At 46.2% G+C, this 17,771-nt stretch carries 19 protein-coding genes and 1 tRNA gene; 17 read left to right on the forward strand and 3 right to left on the reverse strand.

Annotation, left to right across the window (positions count from 1 at the left end; translation table 11 throughout):
- The first annotated feature begins 75 nt into the window (after positions 1 to 75).
- The 9 genes from rplU to ACR6HW_RS00870 all read left to right on the forward strand — a co-directional run bounded on the left by rplU (position 76) and on the right by ACR6HW_RS00870 (position 5,670).
- Complete coding sequence (gene rplU / locus ACR6HW_RS00830) at positions 76 to 384, forward strand: 50S ribosomal protein L21 (protein ID WP_455729275.1); 309 nt, start codon at positions 76 to 78, stop codon at positions 382 to 384.
- A gap of 3 nt (positions 385 to 387) precedes the next feature.
- Entirely contained in the window at positions 388 to 729 is a 342-nt protein-coding gene (locus ACR6HW_RS00835) for a ribosomal-processing cysteine protease Prp (protein ID WP_455729276.1), read from the forward strand.
- The gene (rpmA, locus tag ACR6HW_RS00840) at positions 722 to 1,003 is read left to right on the forward strand and encodes a 50S ribosomal protein L27 (protein WP_455729277.1); all 282 of its coding nucleotides are present in this window, start codon (positions 722 to 724) and stop codon (positions 1,001 to 1,003) included. The genes ACR6HW_RS00835 and rpmA overlap by 8 nt, the downstream gene beginning before the upstream one ends.
- A gap of 354 nt (positions 1,004 to 1,357) precedes the next feature.
- Positions 1,358 to 2,635, forward strand: a complete 1,278-nt coding sequence (gene obgE, locus ACR6HW_RS00845) for a GTPase ObgE (RefSeq protein ID WP_455729278.1) — start codon at positions 1,358 to 1,360, stop codon at positions 2,633 to 2,635.
- 13 nt (positions 2,636 to 2,648) lie between these two features.
- Entirely contained in the window at positions 2,649 to 3,095 is a 447-nt protein-coding gene (gene yhbY / locus ACR6HW_RS00850; RefSeq protein WP_455729279.1) for a ribosome assembly RNA-binding protein YhbY, read from the forward strand.
- 2 nt (positions 3,096 to 3,097) lie between these two features.
- Complete coding sequence (nadD, locus tag ACR6HW_RS00855; protein WP_455729280.1) at positions 3,098 to 4,294, forward strand: nicotinate-nucleotide adenylyltransferase; 1,197 nt, start codon at positions 3,098 to 3,100, stop codon at positions 4,292 to 4,294.
- Positions 4,291 to 4,626, forward strand: a complete 336-nt coding sequence (gene rsfS / locus ACR6HW_RS00860; protein ID WP_455729281.1) for a ribosome silencing factor — start codon at positions 4,291 to 4,293, stop codon at positions 4,624 to 4,626. The genes nadD and rsfS overlap by 4 nt, the downstream gene beginning before the upstream one ends.
- Before the next feature lie 12 nt (positions 4,627 to 4,638).
- Positions 4,639 to 5,280 carry a helix-turn-helix transcriptional regulator gene (locus ACR6HW_RS00865; RefSeq protein ID WP_455729282.1) on the forward strand — a complete coding sequence of 214 codons (642 nt, stop codon included), beginning with the start codon at positions 4,639 to 4,641 and terminating at the stop codon, positions 5,278 to 5,280.
- 9 nt (positions 5,281 to 5,289) lie between these two features.
- Positions 5,290 to 5,670, forward strand: coding sequence for a RidA family protein (locus ACR6HW_RS00870; protein ID WP_455729283.1), 381 nt, complete (start codon positions 5,290 to 5,292; stop codon positions 5,668 to 5,670).
- Positions 5,671 to 5,785: 115 nt separating this feature from the next.
- On the opposite strand, the gene ACR6HW_RS00875 is transcribed toward ACR6HW_RS00870, so the two are convergent.
- Positions 5,786 to 7,120, reverse strand: a complete 1,335-nt coding sequence (locus tag ACR6HW_RS00875; protein ID WP_455729284.1) for a D-alanyl-D-alanine carboxypeptidase family protein — start codon at positions 7,118 to 7,120, stop codon at positions 5,786 to 5,788.
- A gap of 110 nt (positions 7,121 to 7,230) precedes the next feature.
- Here ACR6HW_RS00875 and ACR6HW_RS00880 point away from each other — a divergent pair, with 110 nt between their 5' ends.
- The 8 genes from ACR6HW_RS00880 (at position 7,231) to ACR6HW_RS00915 (ending at position 16,864) form a co-directional block, all read left to right on the forward strand.
- Positions 7,231 to 7,710, forward strand: coding sequence for a ComEA family DNA-binding protein (locus ACR6HW_RS00880; protein WP_455729285.1), 480 nt, complete (start codon positions 7,231 to 7,233; stop codon positions 7,708 to 7,710).
- A 107-nt stretch (positions 7,711 to 7,817) separates the two neighbouring features.
- Positions 7,818 to 8,855, forward strand: a complete 1,038-nt coding sequence (gene selD / locus ACR6HW_RS00885) for a selenide, water dikinase SelD (RefSeq protein WP_455729286.1) — start codon at positions 7,818 to 7,820, stop codon at positions 8,853 to 8,855.
- Between the two features lie 9 nt (positions 8,856 to 8,864).
- Positions 8,865 to 10,247: an L-seryl-tRNA(Sec) selenium transferase gene (gene selA, locus ACR6HW_RS00890; RefSeq protein WP_455729287.1), complete on the forward strand. Its 1,383-nt coding sequence runs from the start codon at positions 8,865 to 8,867 to the stop codon at positions 10,245 to 10,247.
- Positions 10,240 to 12,138, forward strand: coding sequence for a selenocysteine-specific translation elongation factor (selB, locus tag ACR6HW_RS00895; RefSeq protein WP_455729288.1), 1,899 nt, complete (start codon positions 10,240 to 10,242; stop codon positions 12,136 to 12,138). The genes selA and selB overlap by 8 nt, the downstream gene beginning before the upstream one ends.
- A gap of 13 nt (positions 12,139 to 12,151) precedes the next feature.
- Positions 12,152 to 12,856: a response regulator transcription factor gene (locus tag ACR6HW_RS00900; protein ID WP_455729289.1), complete on the forward strand. Its 705-nt coding sequence runs from the start codon at positions 12,152 to 12,154 to the stop codon at positions 12,854 to 12,856.
- Positions 12,857 to 12,941: 85 nt separating this feature from the next.
- Positions 12,942 to 14,246, forward strand: a complete 1,305-nt coding sequence (locus ACR6HW_RS00905; protein ID WP_455729290.1) for a sensor histidine kinase — start codon at positions 12,942 to 12,944, stop codon at positions 14,244 to 14,246.
- Between the two features lie 25 nt (positions 14,247 to 14,271).
- Entirely contained in the window at positions 14,272 to 15,162 is an 891-nt protein-coding gene (locus ACR6HW_RS00910; protein WP_455729291.1) for a GerMN domain-containing protein, read from the forward strand.
- 85 nt (positions 15,163 to 15,247) lie between these two features.
- The gene (locus tag ACR6HW_RS00915; RefSeq protein WP_455729292.1) at positions 15,248 to 16,864 is read left to right on the forward strand and encodes a glycosyl hydrolase family 18 protein; all 1,617 of its coding nucleotides are present in this window, start codon (positions 15,248 to 15,250) and stop codon (positions 16,862 to 16,864) included.
- A gap of 150 nt (positions 16,865 to 17,014) precedes the next feature.
- Here the strand turns inward: ACR6HW_RS00915 and ACR6HW_RS00920 are convergent.
- Positions 17,015 to 17,111 (reverse strand) — tRNA-Sec (locus ACR6HW_RS00920).
- A 44-nt stretch (positions 17,112 to 17,155) separates the two neighbouring features.
- Positions 17,156 to 17,749, reverse strand: coding sequence for a glycerol-3-phosphate 1-O-acyltransferase PlsY (gene plsY / locus ACR6HW_RS00925; RefSeq protein WP_455729293.1), 594 nt, complete (start codon positions 17,747 to 17,749; stop codon positions 17,156 to 17,158).
- Between the last annotated feature and the right edge of the window lie 22 nt (positions 17,750 to 17,771).

Consider the following 17,771-nt stretch of genomic DNA (forward strand, 5'->3'; position numbering starts at 1 on the left):
CCGCACAAATAAGGTTATAAATCTGTCCAGAGGACAGTACCGACGTTTGGCGAGAAAGGATAGAGGAGGTGCGATATGTACGCAATTATTAAAACAGGTGGCAAGCAATACAAAGTTGAGCAAGGCGATGAAATCTTCGTAGAAAAGTTAGCAGTAAACGAAGGTGAAAGCGTTGAATTCAGCGAAGTATTAGCTGTCTCAAACGACAACGGCTTACAAGTGGGAGCGTCTTTAGCTTCTGCGAAAGTTACAGCGTCTGTAGTTAAAAATGGTAAAGGTCCTAAGGTAATCATCTACAAGTACAAAGCAAAGAAAGATTACAGAAAGAAACAAGGCCACAGACAGCCATACACCAAAGTTAAAATCGAAAGCATTACGTTATAGAAAATGGTAAAGGTCATTTTTGAAAAAAGCGGCGAGCACTTTATCGGCCTACATGTTTCAGGACATGCGTATTCAGATGAACCCGGACGCGACTTAGTGTGTGCAGGCGTCTCGACGTTGGCACAGACATTGGTCAACGCTGTTGAGGCGTTAGGCGGTGTCTCTGAAGAAGATATCGATTGTTCCGTTGAAAGCGGCTTTTTGGAAATGCGCATAAAACCATCGGATGCAAACGATGTGATCGATATTGTTTTTAAAACGATGATAATCGGAATTGAAGGCATACAAGGTACTTTTCCAAAGTACGTTAAGCACAGAATTAAGGAGGTGCATGGAAATGTTTAAATCATTTAACTTACAGTTATTCGCTAGTAAAAAAGGGGTAGGTTCTTCTAAGAACGGCCGTGACTCACGATCGAAAAGACTTGGTGTTAAGAGAGCTGATGGACAGCCTGTTAGTGCTGGTAGCATCTTAATTCGTCAAAGAGGCACAAAAATTCACCCTGGTTCAAATGTAGGTAGAGGCGGAGACGATACTTTATTTGCATTGGTAGACGGCGTTGTAAGATTTGAACGTAAAGGCAGAGATAAAAAACAAGTGAGCGTTTACGAAGCTTAATTGCAGATTAAAATGTCCATCAAGTGCGATGGACATTTTTATTTAGAGAACAAGCGTTGAGCCTGAAGCAATTTGGAGACGCAATAGTTGTTTTGTCTTTTTTTGGATACCGTCTCCTGTCGCAACTAAAAGCGACGGCAAGACGACAGCGCCCTCAAGAGGGCGTTGCATGCGTTTGTTTAAAAAGATATAGACCTGCACAGCCCACTGAGAGGTGGGCTTTATTCGCAGATTGAGTAATCGACCCGGCACTATCGAAACTGAGTGTATGTTTTTGCTGTGAAAATGGTATAATACAGTTAGTTTAAACGCATTGTGTTCAATGGCCGGCGTCGAATAAAGGAGAGATTGAATATGTTTGTAGATAGTGCCAAAATATATATAAAAGCTGGTGACGGCGGCAACGGTCGCGTCAGTTTTAGGCGCGAGAAGTACGTTCCGGACGGTGGGCCAGATGGCGGGGATGGCGGCAAAGGCGGCAATATCGTCGCAGTAGTTAACCCCGGGATGCGCACCTTGATGGACTTTAGGTATAAGCGCAAGTACGTTGCCGATTCCGGCGAGGACGGCGGTAAGAAGAAGATGACGGGCGCATCTGCTGAGGACTTGATTATCGAGGTGCCGGAAGGGACGATTATTAGAGATCAAGAGAGTGGCAAAGTCATCGCAGATTTAAAAGAGCCAGGTCAAAAAGTAATTCTGGCAAGTGCCGGACGCGGCGGTCGCGGTAACACCCACTTTAAATCCAGCACGAGACAAGCGCCGAACTTTGCCGAGCAAGGGACCAAAGGCGTTGAGAGAACCGTGCTTCTAGAGTTAAAAATGTTGGCAGACGTCGGCCTTTTGGGCTTTCCAAACGTTGGAAAATCGACGTTTTTAGCGACGACGACCAAAGCGAAGCCTAAAATTGCCAATTACCATTTTACCACGCTTCAACCGAACTTGGGGGTGGTGGAAGCCATCAAAGGCAAGAGTTTTGTGCTTGCAGATATTCCCGGACTGATTGAAGGGGCTAAAGAGGGCGTTGGTCTAGGTCTTGAGTTTTTGCGCCATGTTGAGCGAACCAAACTCCTGATTCACGTTTTAGACGCTTCTGGCAGTGAGGGCAGGGTCCCGCTTGAGGATTTTGAGACCATAAACAACGAGGTGTTTTCATACAGCAAGCGACTTTCGACGCGAAAGCAGGTTGTCGCAGCCAATAAAATCGATTTGATAGAAGACGACGCTGAACTCAATGCATTGGTGGACACATTAGAAGAAAAGGGGTACAAAGTATTCCCAATTTCTGCTGCAACAGGTGAGGGCGTGGACGCGTTGCTCAACTACGTGACCACATTGCTGGATACGATTGAAGAGGAGCCGCTCGTAGACGAAGACGATTACTTCGTAGAGCCGATTAACAGAGAAGATCCCAATGAAGTTAAGTACTTCAAAGACGAAGACGTGTACTGTGTTGAAGGGAACTTTGTTGAGCGCGTTCTGTATTCGACAAATCTCGACGATATCGAATCTCTGAGACGCTTCCAAAATGTTTTGAAAACTCGAGGTGTTTTTGATAAACTGAGAGAAATGGGTATAGAGGATGGCGATACAGTGCGCATCTTCGATTTAGAATTTGAATTCTACGATTAGGAGTATAGAATAGATGTTGACTGGAAAACAGAGAAGTTATTTAAAAGGTCTCGCGCACAATGAGAGACCGATGTTGCAGATTGGAAAAGAAGGTATTTCAGAAGGGGTTATCACCCAGTTAGACGCCTTGCTCGAACGGCATGAACTCGTCAAAGTTCACGTGTTGGACAACAGCCTAGAGGATGCTAAAGAGGCGGCAAACGCTTTGGCGGAGCCTTTAAAGGCAGAGTTTGTACAAGCTATTGGCAGCAAGTTTACCCTCTACAGACAATCGAGAGAAAATCCGACGATTATTATCCCTGGCGGCGACAACACGCGGGTGTATAAGAATCTTAAAAAGAAGCAAGGTACGGGGAAAAAAGAAGAACGCTTGAGCAAACGTGGCGGTAAAATTTCAAAGCCGGGTAAAGGCAAGCGTATTAAGAAAGAACGTCAAACGTCGAGTAAAAGGAACGGGTAGCTATGAAGCGTATCGTTACGGCCAAGCGCATAGGGATTATGGGGGGGACTTTTGACCCCATTCACTATGGCCATCTTATGTTGGCTGAACAGATTAGGAACAGTTTTTATTTAGACGAAATCGTTTTTATCCCTGTGGGCATTCCGTCGCATAAGTCTGACGACACCGGTGCAACTAAGGCCGATAGACTCAAAATGACGAAACTTGCGATTAAGTCCAATCCGTATTTTACAGTTTCCGATATTGAAATACGACGGGACAAGCCGACCTATACCATCGATACTTTAACTGAACTCAAAAACAGCATTTACGCACACGATGCGCTGTTTTTTATCACAGGTGCCGACGCCATTCTCTATTTGGACAAATGGAAGAATTACAAAGAACTCATCCATATGGTGACGTTTATCGGCGCTTCTCGTCCGGGCGTCGACTTCGATGTACTCGATGACAAGCTGAAGGCGTTGAGACGAGACGGTGCTCAGGTTGAAATTTGTCACATTCCGGCGCTGGCGATTAGCAGTACGGATATTCGGGCGCGTATACGCAATGAGCGCAGCATCAAGTACCTATTGCCTGAAAGCGTCGAACACCATATTGAGAAGAAGGGCTTGTACAGACCCCATCATCCTCAGTATGCGGCAATGCGGCGGTATCTAAAGCGACATCTGTCCCCCCATCGATTTGAGCACTCTGTGGCAACGGCTCAAGTGGCCCGGAAGTTGGCGTATCGCCATGGAGAATGTCCGGAAAACGCCGAAATGGCGGGGCTGTCGCACGATTACGCCAAAGAGTTTGACAATCGAGAGACTTTGGCGCTCATAGACGCCTTCGGCATAGAACGCGAGCCCTGTATCGTTGAAAATCCCAATTTAGCGCATGGGGAAGTTGCAGCGGTTTTGTTGCAGCGCGACGGGTGGATTGAGGAAACCGCCATTTTAGACGCCATCCGTTGGCACACCTATGGGCACCCTGAAATGAGTGTGCTTGCAAAGATTATTTATTTGGCAGATGTCATAGAGCCTAGTCGAAACTTTGAAGGCGTGGAAACCATCAGGCATTTGGCTATGGAAAACTTAAACCAAGCGATTCTTGAGTATATACGTCAAAGTACGGCGTTTTTAGGAGAGACGCATAAACCCATGCACAAAAATGCGATGCGGCTTAAGCGTGCTCTATTAGATGAGGAGGCTGAATGAAAGCACTTAAAGATATAGTGGTGGCGCTTTTAGAAGACAAAAAAGGCAGAGACATTCGCGTCATAGATTTAAAGGGCATCAGTCCGATTGCAGATTATTTTGTCATTGTAACCGGTGGTTCTTCAACACAGATTCGCGCTCTTGTGGAGCATGTGAGCAAAGAACTGCACAAAGTGCACGGTGTAGACGTCAAACGCGAAGGCAAAGATGAAGGCGGCTGGATTCTCATTGATGCCGGTGATGTGGTGGTCCATGTTTTCAGTGAAACAATGCGCGAGTACTATGGTCTTGAAAGCGTGTGGAGTGACGCCTCTATTGAAGCTGTAGGGTAATGGGAGGACGAAATGGCTAAAAATATGCACATCAATTTAAAGCCTTTTGTTTCAGTTGCAAGGGGAATTGCCGAGACTTTTGGCGCCAACTGTGAAGTGGTCCTACACGATTTTTCGAATTTAGACGCTTCAATTGTCGCCATTTTTAACGGTCATGTTACCGGACGTACGGTTGAAACAAAGATGCGTGAGTCCATTATTGAAAAAATAAACCTGCAACAAGAAGGGAACGACGTCTACAACTACACGGGCAAAAGCACCCTTGGTCGAGAACTGAAATCGACGACGACGTTTATCCGCGACGGCGGTGATGAGATTATCGGCTGCATGTGTATTAACTTTGATATAACGGATATGATCAGTGCCCGAAACATTATGAACGACTTGTGCCGTGTGGACGAAAAGGAAGTTGAGGCCATCGGCGAAATCAACAAAATCAACGATGTGCTTTACGATATCGTGGAGAACGCCATCCACACTTTTGGCAGACCTGTAATTTACTTAACCAAAGATGAAAAAGTCTGTATTGTGAAAGACTTGGAAGACAAAGGGGTATTCCTTGTCAAAGGAGCTATCGACTATGTCGCCAACGCCTTACAAGTCTCACGTTATACAATATACAATTATCTAGACGGTATTAGAGAAGGAAAATAGGAGGTTGTTATGTTAAAACCAGTTTCAACAGACAAAGCACCAGCAGCAGTAGGTCCTTATTCTCAAGGTATGGAAGCGGGCGGCTTCATCTATGTGTCCGGTCAATTGCCAATGAATCCGGCGACAAAAGAGTTGGTGGCAGGCGATATTAAGAAGGCGACTGAGTGGTGCCTTGAAAATGCTAAGGCCATTTTAAATGCCGCAGGTGCAGACCTAGAAAACGTCGTGAAGGTGACGGTGTTTTTGCAGGATATCGGCCAATTTGCAGAAATGAATGAAGTTTATGCGCGTTATTTTGAAGCACATAAACCGGCAAGAGCTGCTTTTGAAGTTGCCAAACTGCCTTTAGGCGCCGAAATTGAAATTGAGATGATTGCCTATAAAGGATAGATGTCCCACAATGCCCTAGTCAGGGCATTTTTTATGTTGTTTAATAAAAGCCCTGAAGTTGTGAACTTCAGGGCTTAAAAAGTATTTTTGACAATAGGGCAACGCCGGAGACGTCTTAATTTCGGTTGGCGGTCTTCGGATTTTTTCTAAAGCGCTTTGTCGTGGGGGTTAAACGAATAACTGTCATTAACCCGCGCCATACAAATAGGGCTATGAAACCTCTGAAGAGGAGAAAGCGCCAAAAAGACAGTCGAAACAATAGAAACTTTTCTTTTGTATAATAGTACGTTTCTTTGCTTAGGAGAATATCCCCGACGTAGTCGTCATCGGCTACTAATTTTTTTTGTAAAATCATTTGACCTTTGAAAAAATAGTCCACGGTGCCGAGGACTTCGCCTTTGGCAACTGGCAGTTCAATATTGTTGTTCACGACAATTTTTTCTTCAACGGCTTCAGGGGTCGCCTCTAGAGGTAAGTCGACGGAAACGCCACCTTCTGCAACGGTGTTGATCATCGTCCCCTTTTTGTTCTGCATGGGAATGGTGTGGAGTACGCTCTTAGAATCGTGTACAGCGTAAGTTTTTGTGGCGTTAAACCCGTAGTTCATCATGCGCCGAGTATCTTGATACATGGCATCTGCAGTGGATTTAAGTACGACTGTTATCAAGCGCCTATTGTCTTTCACGGCTGAGCCGACAAAACAGTACTGAGCGTCTTCAGTGTAACCGCGTTTTATCCCGTCGGCGTATTCGTAAGCGGTTTGCTCGGACTGGCCGTTTATGTCAATGTTCTTGTTTGAGCCCGCCATCCCTTGAAACAAAGAGTTCGTACTGTTTAAATAGCGAATTTCAGGCTGCTTGTTTGTCGGTGCAATTTCGTATCGACGAGTGGCGACAATGTTTTTAAACGTCTGGTTTTTCATCGCGTGTTTGGCGATCATGGCGAGGTCGTATGCCGTGGTCAAATGCTCGGGGTTTGGAAGACCGTGCGGGTTGACAAAGTTGGAGTTAACCGCGCCCATTGTTTTGGCGCGTTCGTTCATCACTTTGGCAAAATTTTCAACAGAGCCCGAGTGGTATTTGGCCAGTGCCACAGCAGCGTCGTTGGCACTGGCGATCATTAAAGCGTTGAGCAAATCTTTCACAGATACGAGTTCTCCCGGGACGAGGGCAACATGGCTGCCACCTGCTCGAGTCGCTTCTGCATCGATTTCCACCATATCGGTGAGTTCCAAGTCTTCTATGGCGATGATGGCCGTGAGAATCTTCGTCGTACTCGCCGGAAACATCGGAACGTGTGCGTTTTTATTGTAGATGATTTGGCCGCTGTCCCCATTGATGAGAACCGCGGTTTCTGCCGTGAGCGCCAGATCGATGGTTTCACCGTAAACAGGAACAGACAGTATAAAAAGGATACAAATTGTAAGTGCAATAAGCCATTTATTTTTCAAGAGATCGCCTCCGAACTTTTTTTCTATAATACCCATTATAATGGATGAACCGGTTTTTTAAAAGTGACAATATATGGTATAATGGAAAAAATTACATAAAGGAGGTTTTTATGAAGAAATTATTGGGCTTGTGGCCATTTGTTTTGCTGACAGTGATTGCGTTAATGCGCTTTCAAGTGGAAGCGCCAAAACTCGTCGAAGTGCCTGTTACTGATGCAACGCCCTCTGCCTTTAAAAGCGAAGGGGGAGGCGTGGCTGAAGACGCGGTTGAGAAAAAAGAGGGCGTGAAAGTACGAGGGGAGAAAGCGGCCGTCGTTGGGGAGTCGTCAGCGGTTTCGGTAGAAAGTTCAGGGGTTTTAAAGGCAAAACATCCGGAGAAGGCGGTCTACTACGACATAGCGGCGTTTTCCCAACTGGATAGAGCGACATTGACCGCTTTTAAAGGGATCGGCGAGGTAACCGCCGACCGAATTATTTCCCACATTGAAGAAAATGGCCCCTTTAAAAGTTTTGAAGAGCTTATGGGGGTCAAGGGTATCGGGGAGAAAAAGCTGGAGCAAATTTTAGAAGGGGCACGTGTTTTCGAATAAAAAGCGCCACACCTTTGACACAAGTGGACAAAACAGGGTATAATGACTTTGATTATGTATTGTATATATTTATAGAACTTCTTTAAATAGATGAGGGAGGTTGGCGTATGACCGATGTTCGTTTGACACAGTATACGACAAGCGCTGGCTGAGGCGCCAAAATAGGTCCTGAGACCTTGGCACAAGTTTTGTGCAATTTACCGAGTTTCACCAGTGATAAACTGCTCGTGGGCTTTGATTCGTCTGATGATGCCGCTGTGTATCAACTCAACGATTCGCAGGCATTGATACAGACACTGGATTTTTTCACTCCAATTGTAGACGACCCCTACTTATTTGGGCAAATTGCGGCGGCAAATGCGCTGAGCGACGTTTACGCCATGGGCGGCGAGCCCGTACTCGCCATGAACATCGTCGGCTTTCCAAGCTGCTTGCCACCGGCTGTTTTAAGTGACATTATGCGTGGAGGTGCCGATAAAGTAAAAGAAGCGGGCGCTCTGCTCGTCGGCGGGCACTCGATTGAAGACAAAGAGCCTAAATACGGTCTCTCTGTGAGCGGCCTAGTAGCGCCTGAGCGCATTTGGGCCAACAACGCCGTTCGCGAGGGCGATGTATTAATTATGACCAAGCCGCTGGGAATCGGCGTGTTGACCACTGCTTTAAAAGAAGCGCTGTTGACACCGGCGTGTACCCAGACCGTTATTGATACCATGCGCTTCTTAAACAAATACGCCAAAGAAGCGATGGCGACTTTTGATGTAAGTGCTTGTACAGATATTACCGGATTCGGCTTATTGGGACACGCACTTGAAATGGTCAACGGCACTGAATTCGCCGTTAAAATCGACCACAGAGAGGTACCGTTTATCGAAGAGGCCAAGGCGATGGCAGAGATGGGGATTATCCCCGGAGGCGCCTATCGAAATTTTGAACACATTGAAGAGGCGGTGTGTATAGCGCCTACAGTTGAACAAGTGTACATCGATTTGTTTTGCGACCCACAGACGTCCGGCGGGTTGTTGGTTGCCGTCGCAAAGGCAGATGCCCTTCGCGCGCTCTCTGAAATGAAGGCGCACGGTGTTGAAGTCAGTGCCGTCGTCGGAGAAATTGTTAAAAAGACAGACAAGCATTTGGTTGTCGTATAAGGAGGATTCATGCTGAACCAGCTGCTCAGGCAACTCCCTAAGATGGATGCCTTGGTTGAACGTTTTAGTGAAGAGCCTATTGAGCCCGCTCTTCTCAAGAAAATCATACAGAGCGCTTTGGATGCAGAGCGTTTGGCGATTCGAGAAGGATCGCGTAAGAGCTTTGACGAAGCGCGTTTTATAAACGGGGTCGTACAAGCCATCGGCAGATACAAGACGCCGTCTTTTAAGCGGGTGGTTAATGGCACCGGGGTGGTTCTCCACACCAACCTCGGCCGCGCGGTGCTGTCAGAGGCTATGGTGGAAGCCATTAAACCGGCGCTTTGCGGATACAACACGCTGGAGTACGATGTCGTTCAGGGGCGCCGCGGGTCGCGCTATGCACATGTTGAAGATAAAATTAAGCTGATTACAGGGGCGGAGGCGGCACTTGTGGTCAACAACAACGCCGCTGCTGTTATGTTGGTGCTCAGCACACTTGCCAAGGGCAAAGAAGTCGTGGTTTCCAGAGGAGAACTCGTGGAAATAGGCGGCTCTTTTCGCGTGCCGGATGTGATGACCTCTAGCGGCTGCAAGTTGAAAGAAATCGGTACCACCAACAAGACGCATTTGAGAGATTACGAGTCGGCTATTGACGAAGAAACGGCGATGCTGATGAAAGTTCATACAAGCAACTATAAAATCGTAGGGTTTACTCAAAGTGTGGAAGCAGAAGAACTGATGCCGCTTTCTGAAAAATACGGGCTGCCGGTGTACGAGGACTTGGGCTCTGGTTTGATGGTCGATTTAGAAGGCGCAGACGAGCCCGTCGTGGCGGAAAAGGTACAAAAGGGCATCGATGTTTTATCGTTCTCCGGCGACAAGCTCTTCGGGGGTGCTCAGTGCGGTGTGATTATCGGCAAGGCCGCCTATATTGAGCCGATGAAGAAAAATCCGCTGCTGCGCGCGTTTAGAATCGATAAGATGACCCTTGCGGTCTTAGAGCACTCACTTATAGCTTATTTGAACAAAACACATGCAGTCGCTTCAATTCCAACGCTTGAACGCATTTGTATGACAGCAGAGGATGTCAAGGCTTCTGCGCAGAAGTTTATCGACGCGTACGGCGAGCGCTTTACCCAATGGGGGCTCTCTCTTTCGCTGGTCGAAATGGCTTCTGAAGTGGGGGGCGGCGCGTTACCGGATGTTGCGTTGCCGTCTTACGGCGTTGCCGTATCTGGCGTTGTTAAGACGGCGCAGGTACAAGAACGCCTTCGCAGGTGTACAGTGCCGGTCATTGCCATTTGCTCAAACGAAGTATTGATGCTGGACTTTAGAACGCTGTTTGATGGCGACGGTCCGCTTATTGTCAAGGCGTTTGAAGAGATAGTGAAAGAGGGGAAGCATGCGTAAACACATTATTGTCGGGACTTCCGGGCACATCGATCACGGTAAGACGGCGCTAATTAAGCACCTCACAGGTATTGACGCCGATCGATGGGAAGCGGAAAAGAAGCGCGGCATCACCATTGATATCGGTTTTGCTCACGTGCCGATTTCAGAAAATCGCGTCATCGGTTTTATCGACGTGCCGGGACACGAACGTTTTATTAAAAATATGTTGGCAGGTGCTATGGGGATGGACATGGTCTTGCTCATCGTCTCTGCGGAAGAGGGGTTTAAGCCGCAGACATTGGAGCATCTCCAGATTCTGAAGCACCTCGACATCGAAAAGGGCGTCGTCGTCTTTACTAAGAGCGATTTGGTCGACGAAGAGACACTGGAACTGGTAAACATGGAAGCCGACGATTATTTAAAGGGCACTTTTCTCGAGAACGCCCCTAGAGTTGCATACTCTATCTACGACGATTCAAAACGCGAAGGCTTGTTAAAACATATTGAAGAGAGTATCGACACCATGAGCGCGCCGCCGGCACATCCGTCGTCCAGATTGCCTATAGACAGGGTCTTTACGATAAAGGGGCACGGCACGGTTGTAACCGGTACTTTACTCGAGGGCAAAATTCACGTTGAGGACAAACTGTACCATTACCCATCTAACGAACAGGTTCGTGTAAAGAGCATTCAAGTGTACGGGGAGAAAGTTCCTGTGGCATATGCGGGGCAGCGCGTGGCGCTGAACTTATCGTGCGACAAATCGATGCTGAACAGAGGGGATGTGCTCACCTCGTTTGGCGGCTGGGAAGCGTCGCATATTGTGGACGTGTCGATGACCGTGGACAGCGGGCCGCTTAAACACTGGCAGCGTTTGCGCCTTTACCACGGCACCGACGAGATTCTGTGCCGCGTGGCGACGCCTCACCAGGAGAGCATTGGGGAAGGGGAAACGGCAACAGTTCAGCTCAGACTGGAAGCACCGATCCGATGTAAGGTGAACGATCGGTTTGTCGTTCGTAATTTTTCGCCGCTCTATACCATTGGAGGCGGTCATATTGTTAATCCGAAGGCAATTAAACACGCTGTTTCAGAATCGTCGGAGGGCGATTTCCTAGTAGACGATACACTTGTAAAACATTTTGAGTCCCTGTGGCATCCTTTTGCCTACGAGAACCGTTTGTTTGAACACATGCCTTTTGAAACAGCGGCTTGTGAAGCGGCTTGGGCGCGTTTATTAGAGGCGGGCCAAGTGGTGGGGATTGAAGAGCAACTCTTCGTTAGCTTTGCCTATCTGGAAAGCCTTGAGCAGACGGTTCTCGAGCTGCTAATTGATTTTCATCAGGCGAATCCTCTCAAAGTCGGTATAGAGCGAGAAACCCTTCGATCGAAACTCAACAAAATGCTTTACAAAGGCAAGCCTAAGAAACTCAGTGCTGTAGAGTTTAATGCGGTGATGGCACATTTAACCGCTTCAGGTAGAGTAGCAGTCGATGGACATTTCGTCAAAGAGCCGACGTTTGAAATCGTCCTGTCGAAAGAGGCGGAAAACATTAAACGCACATTGATTTCCGATGTTAAACAGTCCGGTGTGAAACCCGTTGCGATTAAAGAGATTGTGAGTAAAGACCCAAAGAGAAAAAAACTTATTGAAGAGGTACTTTACTATTTGATTAATCTTGAATTTCTTGTTAAAATTAATGAGGAAGTCGTTTTGCACAAAGTGCCTTATCAGGCGTGCAAAAATGCACTTATTGAGTACTTAACTTCACATCCGTCGATCACGGTAGCAGAATACAGAGATTTGATGGAGATTTCTAGAAAAGCAAGTGTCGAACTTTTAGAGCACTTTGATCGCATCCAAGTGACCAAGAGAGTTGAAAACACGCGCACTTTATTAAACCAATGATTGGAGTGGAACTATGGCTGAAAAGATTTTAGTGGTTGATGACGAACCGATACTGTTAAAAGGTTTGAGATTTAGTCTGGAACAAGAGGGGTATGAGGTGGAAACTGCCGTCGACGGAAAGGAAGCTTTTGATAAAATTTTATCAAATACTTACGATGCCGTTATCCTCGATCTCATGTTACCGGGAATGGATGGCCTTGAGGTATGTAAAAAGGTAAGAGAGAAGTCCATGGTGCCGATTTTAATGCTCACAGCAAAGGATGACGACTCGAGTAAGGTATTGGGGCTTGAATACGGTGCTGACGATTACATTACGAAGCCTTTTAACATGCTGGAGTTGAAGGCGCGCATTAAAGCTATCTTGAGACGGGTGCACGTCAGTGATCAAACGACGGCTTCCAATGTTATCAACATGGGCGAGTTCAGTGTCAATACACTTGGTAGAAAAGTGATGATCAACGGTCAGCAAGTTAATTTGACAGCGAAGGAGTTCGACCTCTTGTTGTTGCTCATTATGAACGAGGAAAAAGTATATTCACGTGAAGAACTTCTTGAAACCATTTGGGGTTATGAGTATTTTGGCGACGTCAGAACCGTAGACGTACATATCAGACGTCTCAGAGAAAAAATTGAAGCCAATTCTTCGCAGCCCGATTACATTTTAACTAAATGGGGAGTGGGTTACTATTTTAAAAATAAAAAGAAAAGAACTGTTTAAAACGATTAGGTGGAAACTTGTTTCCACCTATTTAATATTAATCACTTTTGTCATGGTGTTGACGATTATTTTTGTCAAAGATTTTTTGATTAAAAGCAATGTGGAAGAGGCCAAAAACAACTTGATTTTACACAGTGGCAATATTGCCACGCAACTGGCTCCTTTTCTCATTAACTTTGATAACCCGTCGACCAATCGGTATGTCGAGGACTTAATCAAGCAGAGCAGTTTCGAGTTTCGCGCTCGAATCATTATTACGGATACCGATAAAAAGGTGCTTATCGACTCATACGATCAGTTGACAGATGACGCTGTTAACATCGTGGAAATCGACAGAGCTATTAGCGGCTATGATATGACCAACATCTACATGTACGAGGGGCAGCATATTTTGTATGCCGCCGTGCCTATTATCGACAGAAATGTCGTCGTAGGCGCTGTGTTCATGTCGGTGGAGGCCGATGAGATTTTTGACAGTGTCAATCAAATTATAGAGAATCTTCTGTTGATTTTTTCTGCCGCCGTCTTAATTTCTTTTTTCATTAGTTTTATCTTTGCACAGATTATTTCAAAGCCGGTTGAACGGCTTACAGATTCGGTTAAAACGATTACACAAGGTAAGTACGATACCAAAGTGGAAATTATGGGTGACGACGAAATAGGAGCGCTTAGCGAGGCGTTTAACATCATGACGACGAAGCTGTCTCAAGTGGATGAAATGCGTAAGAAGTTTGTTTCCAACGTTTCACATGAACTCAGAACCCCTATGACCAGTATGAAAATCGTGTCGGACACACTTCTGTCCTCGCCGAGCTGGGACGAAGCGGTTTACAGGGAATTTATGCAGGACATCAACACCGAAATCGACCGACTCAACAAGATTATCGACAGCTTGCTTTACTTGGTGCGCATTGAAAAAGAAGACTTGGAGCTCGACTACAGCCAGACGTATATCAACTACATCTTGGAGTGGGTAATTAAAACGATTAACCCTATCGCCACATCTAAAAACGTCAAACTCGACCTCGTTGCCAATCAGAAAGTGCAAATGAATTTGGATCAGGACAAAATGCAGCAATGTCTTTTAAACATCATTGGAAATGCTGTTAAGTATACACCGGAAGGTGGCCGCGTCTGGATTGAACTGGAAGCGACAAAATCGGAGGTGCGCCTCTATATTAACGACAACGGCATCGGCATCCCTGAAAAAGACATTCCTTTTGTGTTCGACAGGTTCTATCGCGTGGATGAGGCCCGTGCGCGAAAAACCGGCGGCACTGGGTTGGGCTTATCGATTGCGCAGCAGATTGTCCAGTTGCACAATGGCACCATTAAAGTGAACAGTGAGGTGAACAAGGGGACAACCGTGTGCATCTATCTGCCGAAATAACGAGAAAGGTAGGCGTCTTGTATTTATGAAATTTCCATACCGACTCATGGCGTTGATGTTTGTCATTTCGATTATTTCACTGATAACACTGACATCGAACTCGCCGTATCCGAAAATAGACGATGAACAGTTTATCGCCCCTTCGCAGGGGGCCGTACGCGTATCGACACGCCTTTACTTCGTGTACGATAACGCACTTTATACAGAAGTTCACCGCGTTGTCGTCGAAGACGGCAATTATGAAACTGCCGTAGTAGAGGCGCTTGAAGCCGGTGCGGCAAATGAGCGTTTTAAGTCGATTTTCGACTTGAGGGTCGATGTCGCATCTGTTGAAACCATTAACAATACTTGCTATGTCAATTTGACAGGCGACGGTCTCAGCACGTTGCTCAAGCGGGAAGACAAGGCCAATCTCTATTTGTGGTCAGTGGTGAACTCTTTGACAGAACTCAAAGGTGTTTTAAAAGTTCAGTTTATGTACAACGACAAACCGCTTACTTACGCAACTTCCGGATTTGATTTTACCAATCCCGTACCTCGGGTTTCGACATACGATGTTCAAAACGAATCAGGCGCTAAAAATACAGTTCTCGAGTTTGTAGAGTATCTGCGAAGAGGACGCTTTGATTTGGCCTACAACTTGCTTTCGAGCGGCACTCAAAAGCAGATGTCTTATTTGGAGTTTATCGATTACGCGCAACTGTTGATTAAAAGTATCGATGGGTACGACCAGACGACGAGTCTAACCAAAGTGTATACGTGGGGACAGCGTATTTATTTGAGGTTTGAAAAGTACAGTAAGGAGACCGATGCCATTTTGAGAATCTATCAACGGTTTGATGTGAAAAAGGAAGGTACAGCCTACCGAATTGACATCAAAGAACTGTTCAACGACTTCGATGCACTTGAAGTTTAATATCTAACACAGTATTGTAATGTGGCTGTTATATTAGGGCAACATGAGTGTACTATAATGAGAAAAAGGAAAGTTGGAGGTTTTTATGAAGCAGTGGAAACGGGTATGTGCACTTTTGATGCTCGTTGTTCTTTTTTCTCAAAGTACCTTCGCGGCGACGCAGCACTGGGCGAAACCGCTTGAAGAGGCATTGCGTACACAAGGTGTAATCGATGAACTTCCAGGTGCTTATGGGACTCAGGTAACATATGAAGCGTTTGAAAAGATGTTTTTAAGTGTAGGACTTAGAGTCAAAGGTCCGACGTCATTTACGCCTAAGCATACAGGCAACGACCAAGTGATAACGCGAGTAGGGGCACTGGAACTTATGCTGGAGCATTTGGGGTTAGCTGCTTTGGTGGCTTACAACCAAAATGCCAAACTGGTTTACAACGATGTCGAGGCACAGAAAGGTGTCGTGTATTTGGCGTATCGATTTGGCTGGATTAGCAAAAGTCCGACGCTTATGTTTAGGCCAAACGATCCCCTGAAGGTAGAAGAGGCGCTGGCGCTTCTCTACAATGTTTTGAACAAAAATTCCGCAGGGTTTGACCGATTGCACAGTTACTACGCGATTAAGTCTTTCGATCAAGCCGGTTTGGCGGCGGATTTAACCGACTTAAGCTATGGGTGGAGTCGCTTGGAACTCGGAGAATCTGGAGACGTCGTCGTGAACATGTCCAGTCAGAATCAAAATGAGTACCGTGTTCCAATGGGGTATCAAGAGGCCATTAAGCAAACCGATCACACGGCGCTCAATCAGTACTTGATGGTATTTGTCAAGGATCAGGTTGTCGCAGAAGGGGACACCAAGCTGTCCTTAACAGAGTATCTCATCTCGACCCCCACTCTTCGAAATCAAACGGTGGAGGCCATCGTCGAGAGTGTGCGAAAGTACCGCTATCAAATGGATTTTGAAGGGGTTTTAATCGACTTTGAAACACTGCGTGGCGAAGTGAATGCCAAGCGATTCAATCAGTTTTTAATACGACTAAAGGAATCGCTGGATACTTACGATTTAAAACTCATAACGGCGGTGCATCCCGCGCGTAAGAACAATCAAGCCTATTACGACGGCTACGATTTCAAAACGATAGGAGATGTGAGTGAGTACGTGGTACTTATGGCACACGACTATTACCCTAAGCGTTTGACAGAAGACGAGATGCTTTCGGCGATTACGTTAACGCCCCTGACACCTATCAATGAGATTTTCGATGCGTTAGATATTTTGACAGATCCTAAGACCGGTGTGACGGACCCTAACAAGGTGTTGTTGCAGCTTTCGATGGATGCTATTCAGTGGAAGATTGTAGACGGCACCATTGTCAATGCGACCCCTTACAGACCGCGTTACAGCACGATTTTATCTCGGATTGAAAACGGTGCTGTACTCAACTATTCTGAGAAGCTTCAAAGTGCTCAGTTGGTTTTTGAAGACAAAATAGACAACTCGAGAAATATCATTTGGTATGAGTCGGAGAAGAGTGTGGCGGCAAAACTGCGTTTGGCTCAGAATATGGGTATTGGCGGCATCTCTGTCTGGCGACTGGGTCTCGTGCCGGATGTGGTCTCGGAAAAAGAGAAGATACAGCTGTGGGATGTGATTCTGTCTTTTAAAGAACCCGCGGCGCCCATTGACCAAACCATAAAAAGAGAATAGACTTTTTCAAAGCCCTCACCATTGGTCGAGGGTTTTTGAATACATTCTAGATAGCTGTTTTATTGACAAGTGCATACTTTGACTTCAACGCTTGTCGCTTAAAAAGAAAAAGCCCTCGGCAATCGCCGAAGGCTTTTTGTCTTATAGTATTGGCGGGGACACGTGGGAATCGAACCCACCCGGGAAGCTCCTAACCCCCCGTGCTGATTTTGAAGATCAGAAGGCACACCAGCACCCCTCTGCCCCCAGACACTATAATATAATATCATAATCTTTGTGTTTTGAAAAGCTTTATTTATGTTTCTTAAAAGACAATCTGTTTTCATTACCTTTTAGTAACCTTTTGATGTTGGCGCGGTGTTTGTAGGTGGCAAAGGCGCCTAAGAGTACAGAAAAGAGGATGTACGACCTAGGGTAGTGGAAGCCCCAGACCCAAAGGGGCAATGTCAGAGCGCTCAAAATTGAAGCGAGAGACATGTAGCGGGTCGTCAAAATCACCGTAAACTGTAAGATCAGCAACGCTAAAAAGACCTTGGGAACTAAGAAAAGCAAAACGCCGGCAGAGGTTGCGATGCCCTTGCCGCCTTTAAACTTGAGCCACACACTGTAACAATGGCCTAACACAGCGGAACCACCTGCCACAAGTGCTGCCTCCGGGGTGACGTATCTAAGGGCGATGAACACGGGGAGCACGCCTTTTAAAAAGTCGCCGATAAACGCCAGTACAGCCACCTTAAAGCCAAGTGTTCTGAGAACATTGGTCGTGCCGGTGTTTCCGCTGCCGTGCTCGCGAATGTCTATGCGACCGAAGAACTTTGGAATCAAATAAGAAAACGGAATGCTCCCAAGTAGATAAGAAGCCGCGCAGATAAGCAAATACTGCATGAATACCTCCATAAATAATAAT

The sequence above is a fragment of the Fusibacter sp. JL298sf-3 genome (assembly GCF_053842995.1).

Excerpts from the sequence above, each read along its gene's own strand:
- ACR6HW_RS00880 (WP_455729285.1), top strand. The coding sequence starts at position 7,231 with ATGAAGAAATTATTGGGCTTGTGGCCATTTGTTTTGCTGACAGTGATT.
- nadD (WP_455729280.1), top strand. The coding sequence starts at position 3,098 with ATGAAGCGTATCGTTACGGCCAAGCGCATAGGGATTATGGGGGGGACT.
- ACR6HW_RS00910 (WP_455729291.1), top strand. The coding sequence starts at position 14,272 with ATGAAATTTCCATACCGACTCATGGCGTTGATGTTTGTCATTTCGATT.
- yhbY (WP_455729279.1), top strand. The coding sequence starts at position 2,649 with ATGTTGACTGGAAAACAGAGAAGTTATTTAAAAGGTCTCGCGCACAAT.
- ACR6HW_RS00835 (WP_455729276.1), top strand. The coding sequence starts at position 388 with ATGGTAAAGGTCATTTTTGAAAAAAGCGGCGAGCACTTTATCGGCCTA.
- rsfS (WP_455729281.1), top strand. The coding sequence starts at position 4,291 with ATGAAAGCACTTAAAGATATAGTGGTGGCGCTTTTAGAAGACAAAAAA.
- selB (WP_455729288.1), top strand. The coding sequence starts at position 10,240 with ATGCGTAAACACATTATTGTCGGGACTTCCGGGCACATCGATCACGGT.
- rpmA (WP_455729277.1), top strand. The coding sequence starts at position 722 with ATGTTTAAATCATTTAACTTACAGTTATTCGCTAGTAAAAAAGGGGTA.
- selA (WP_455729287.1), top strand. The coding sequence starts at position 8,865 with ATGCTGAACCAGCTGCTCAGGCAACTCCCTAAGATGGATGCCTTGGTT.
- rplU (WP_455729275.1), top strand. The coding sequence starts at position 76 with ATGTACGCAATTATTAAAACAGGTGGCAAGCAATACAAAGTTGAGCAA.
- plsY (WP_455729293.1), bottom strand. The coding sequence starts at position 17,749 with ATGCAGTATTTGCTTATCTGCGCGGCTTCTTATCTACTTGGGAGCATT.
- ACR6HW_RS00915 (WP_455729292.1), top strand. The coding sequence starts at position 15,248 with ATGAAGCAGTGGAAACGGGTATGTGCACTTTTGATGCTCGTTGTTCTT.
- ACR6HW_RS00900 (WP_455729289.1), top strand. The coding sequence starts at position 12,152 with ATGGCTGAAAAGATTTTAGTGGTTGATGACGAACCGATACTGTTAAAA.
- ACR6HW_RS00865 (WP_455729282.1), top strand. The coding sequence starts at position 4,639 with ATGGCTAAAAATATGCACATCAATTTAAAGCCTTTTGTTTCAGTTGCA.
- obgE (WP_455729278.1), top strand. The coding sequence starts at position 1,358 with ATGTTTGTAGATAGTGCCAAAATATATATAAAAGCTGGTGACGGCGGC.
- ACR6HW_RS00870 (WP_455729283.1), top strand. The coding sequence starts at position 5,290 with ATGTTAAAACCAGTTTCAACAGACAAAGCACCAGCAGCAGTAGGTCCT.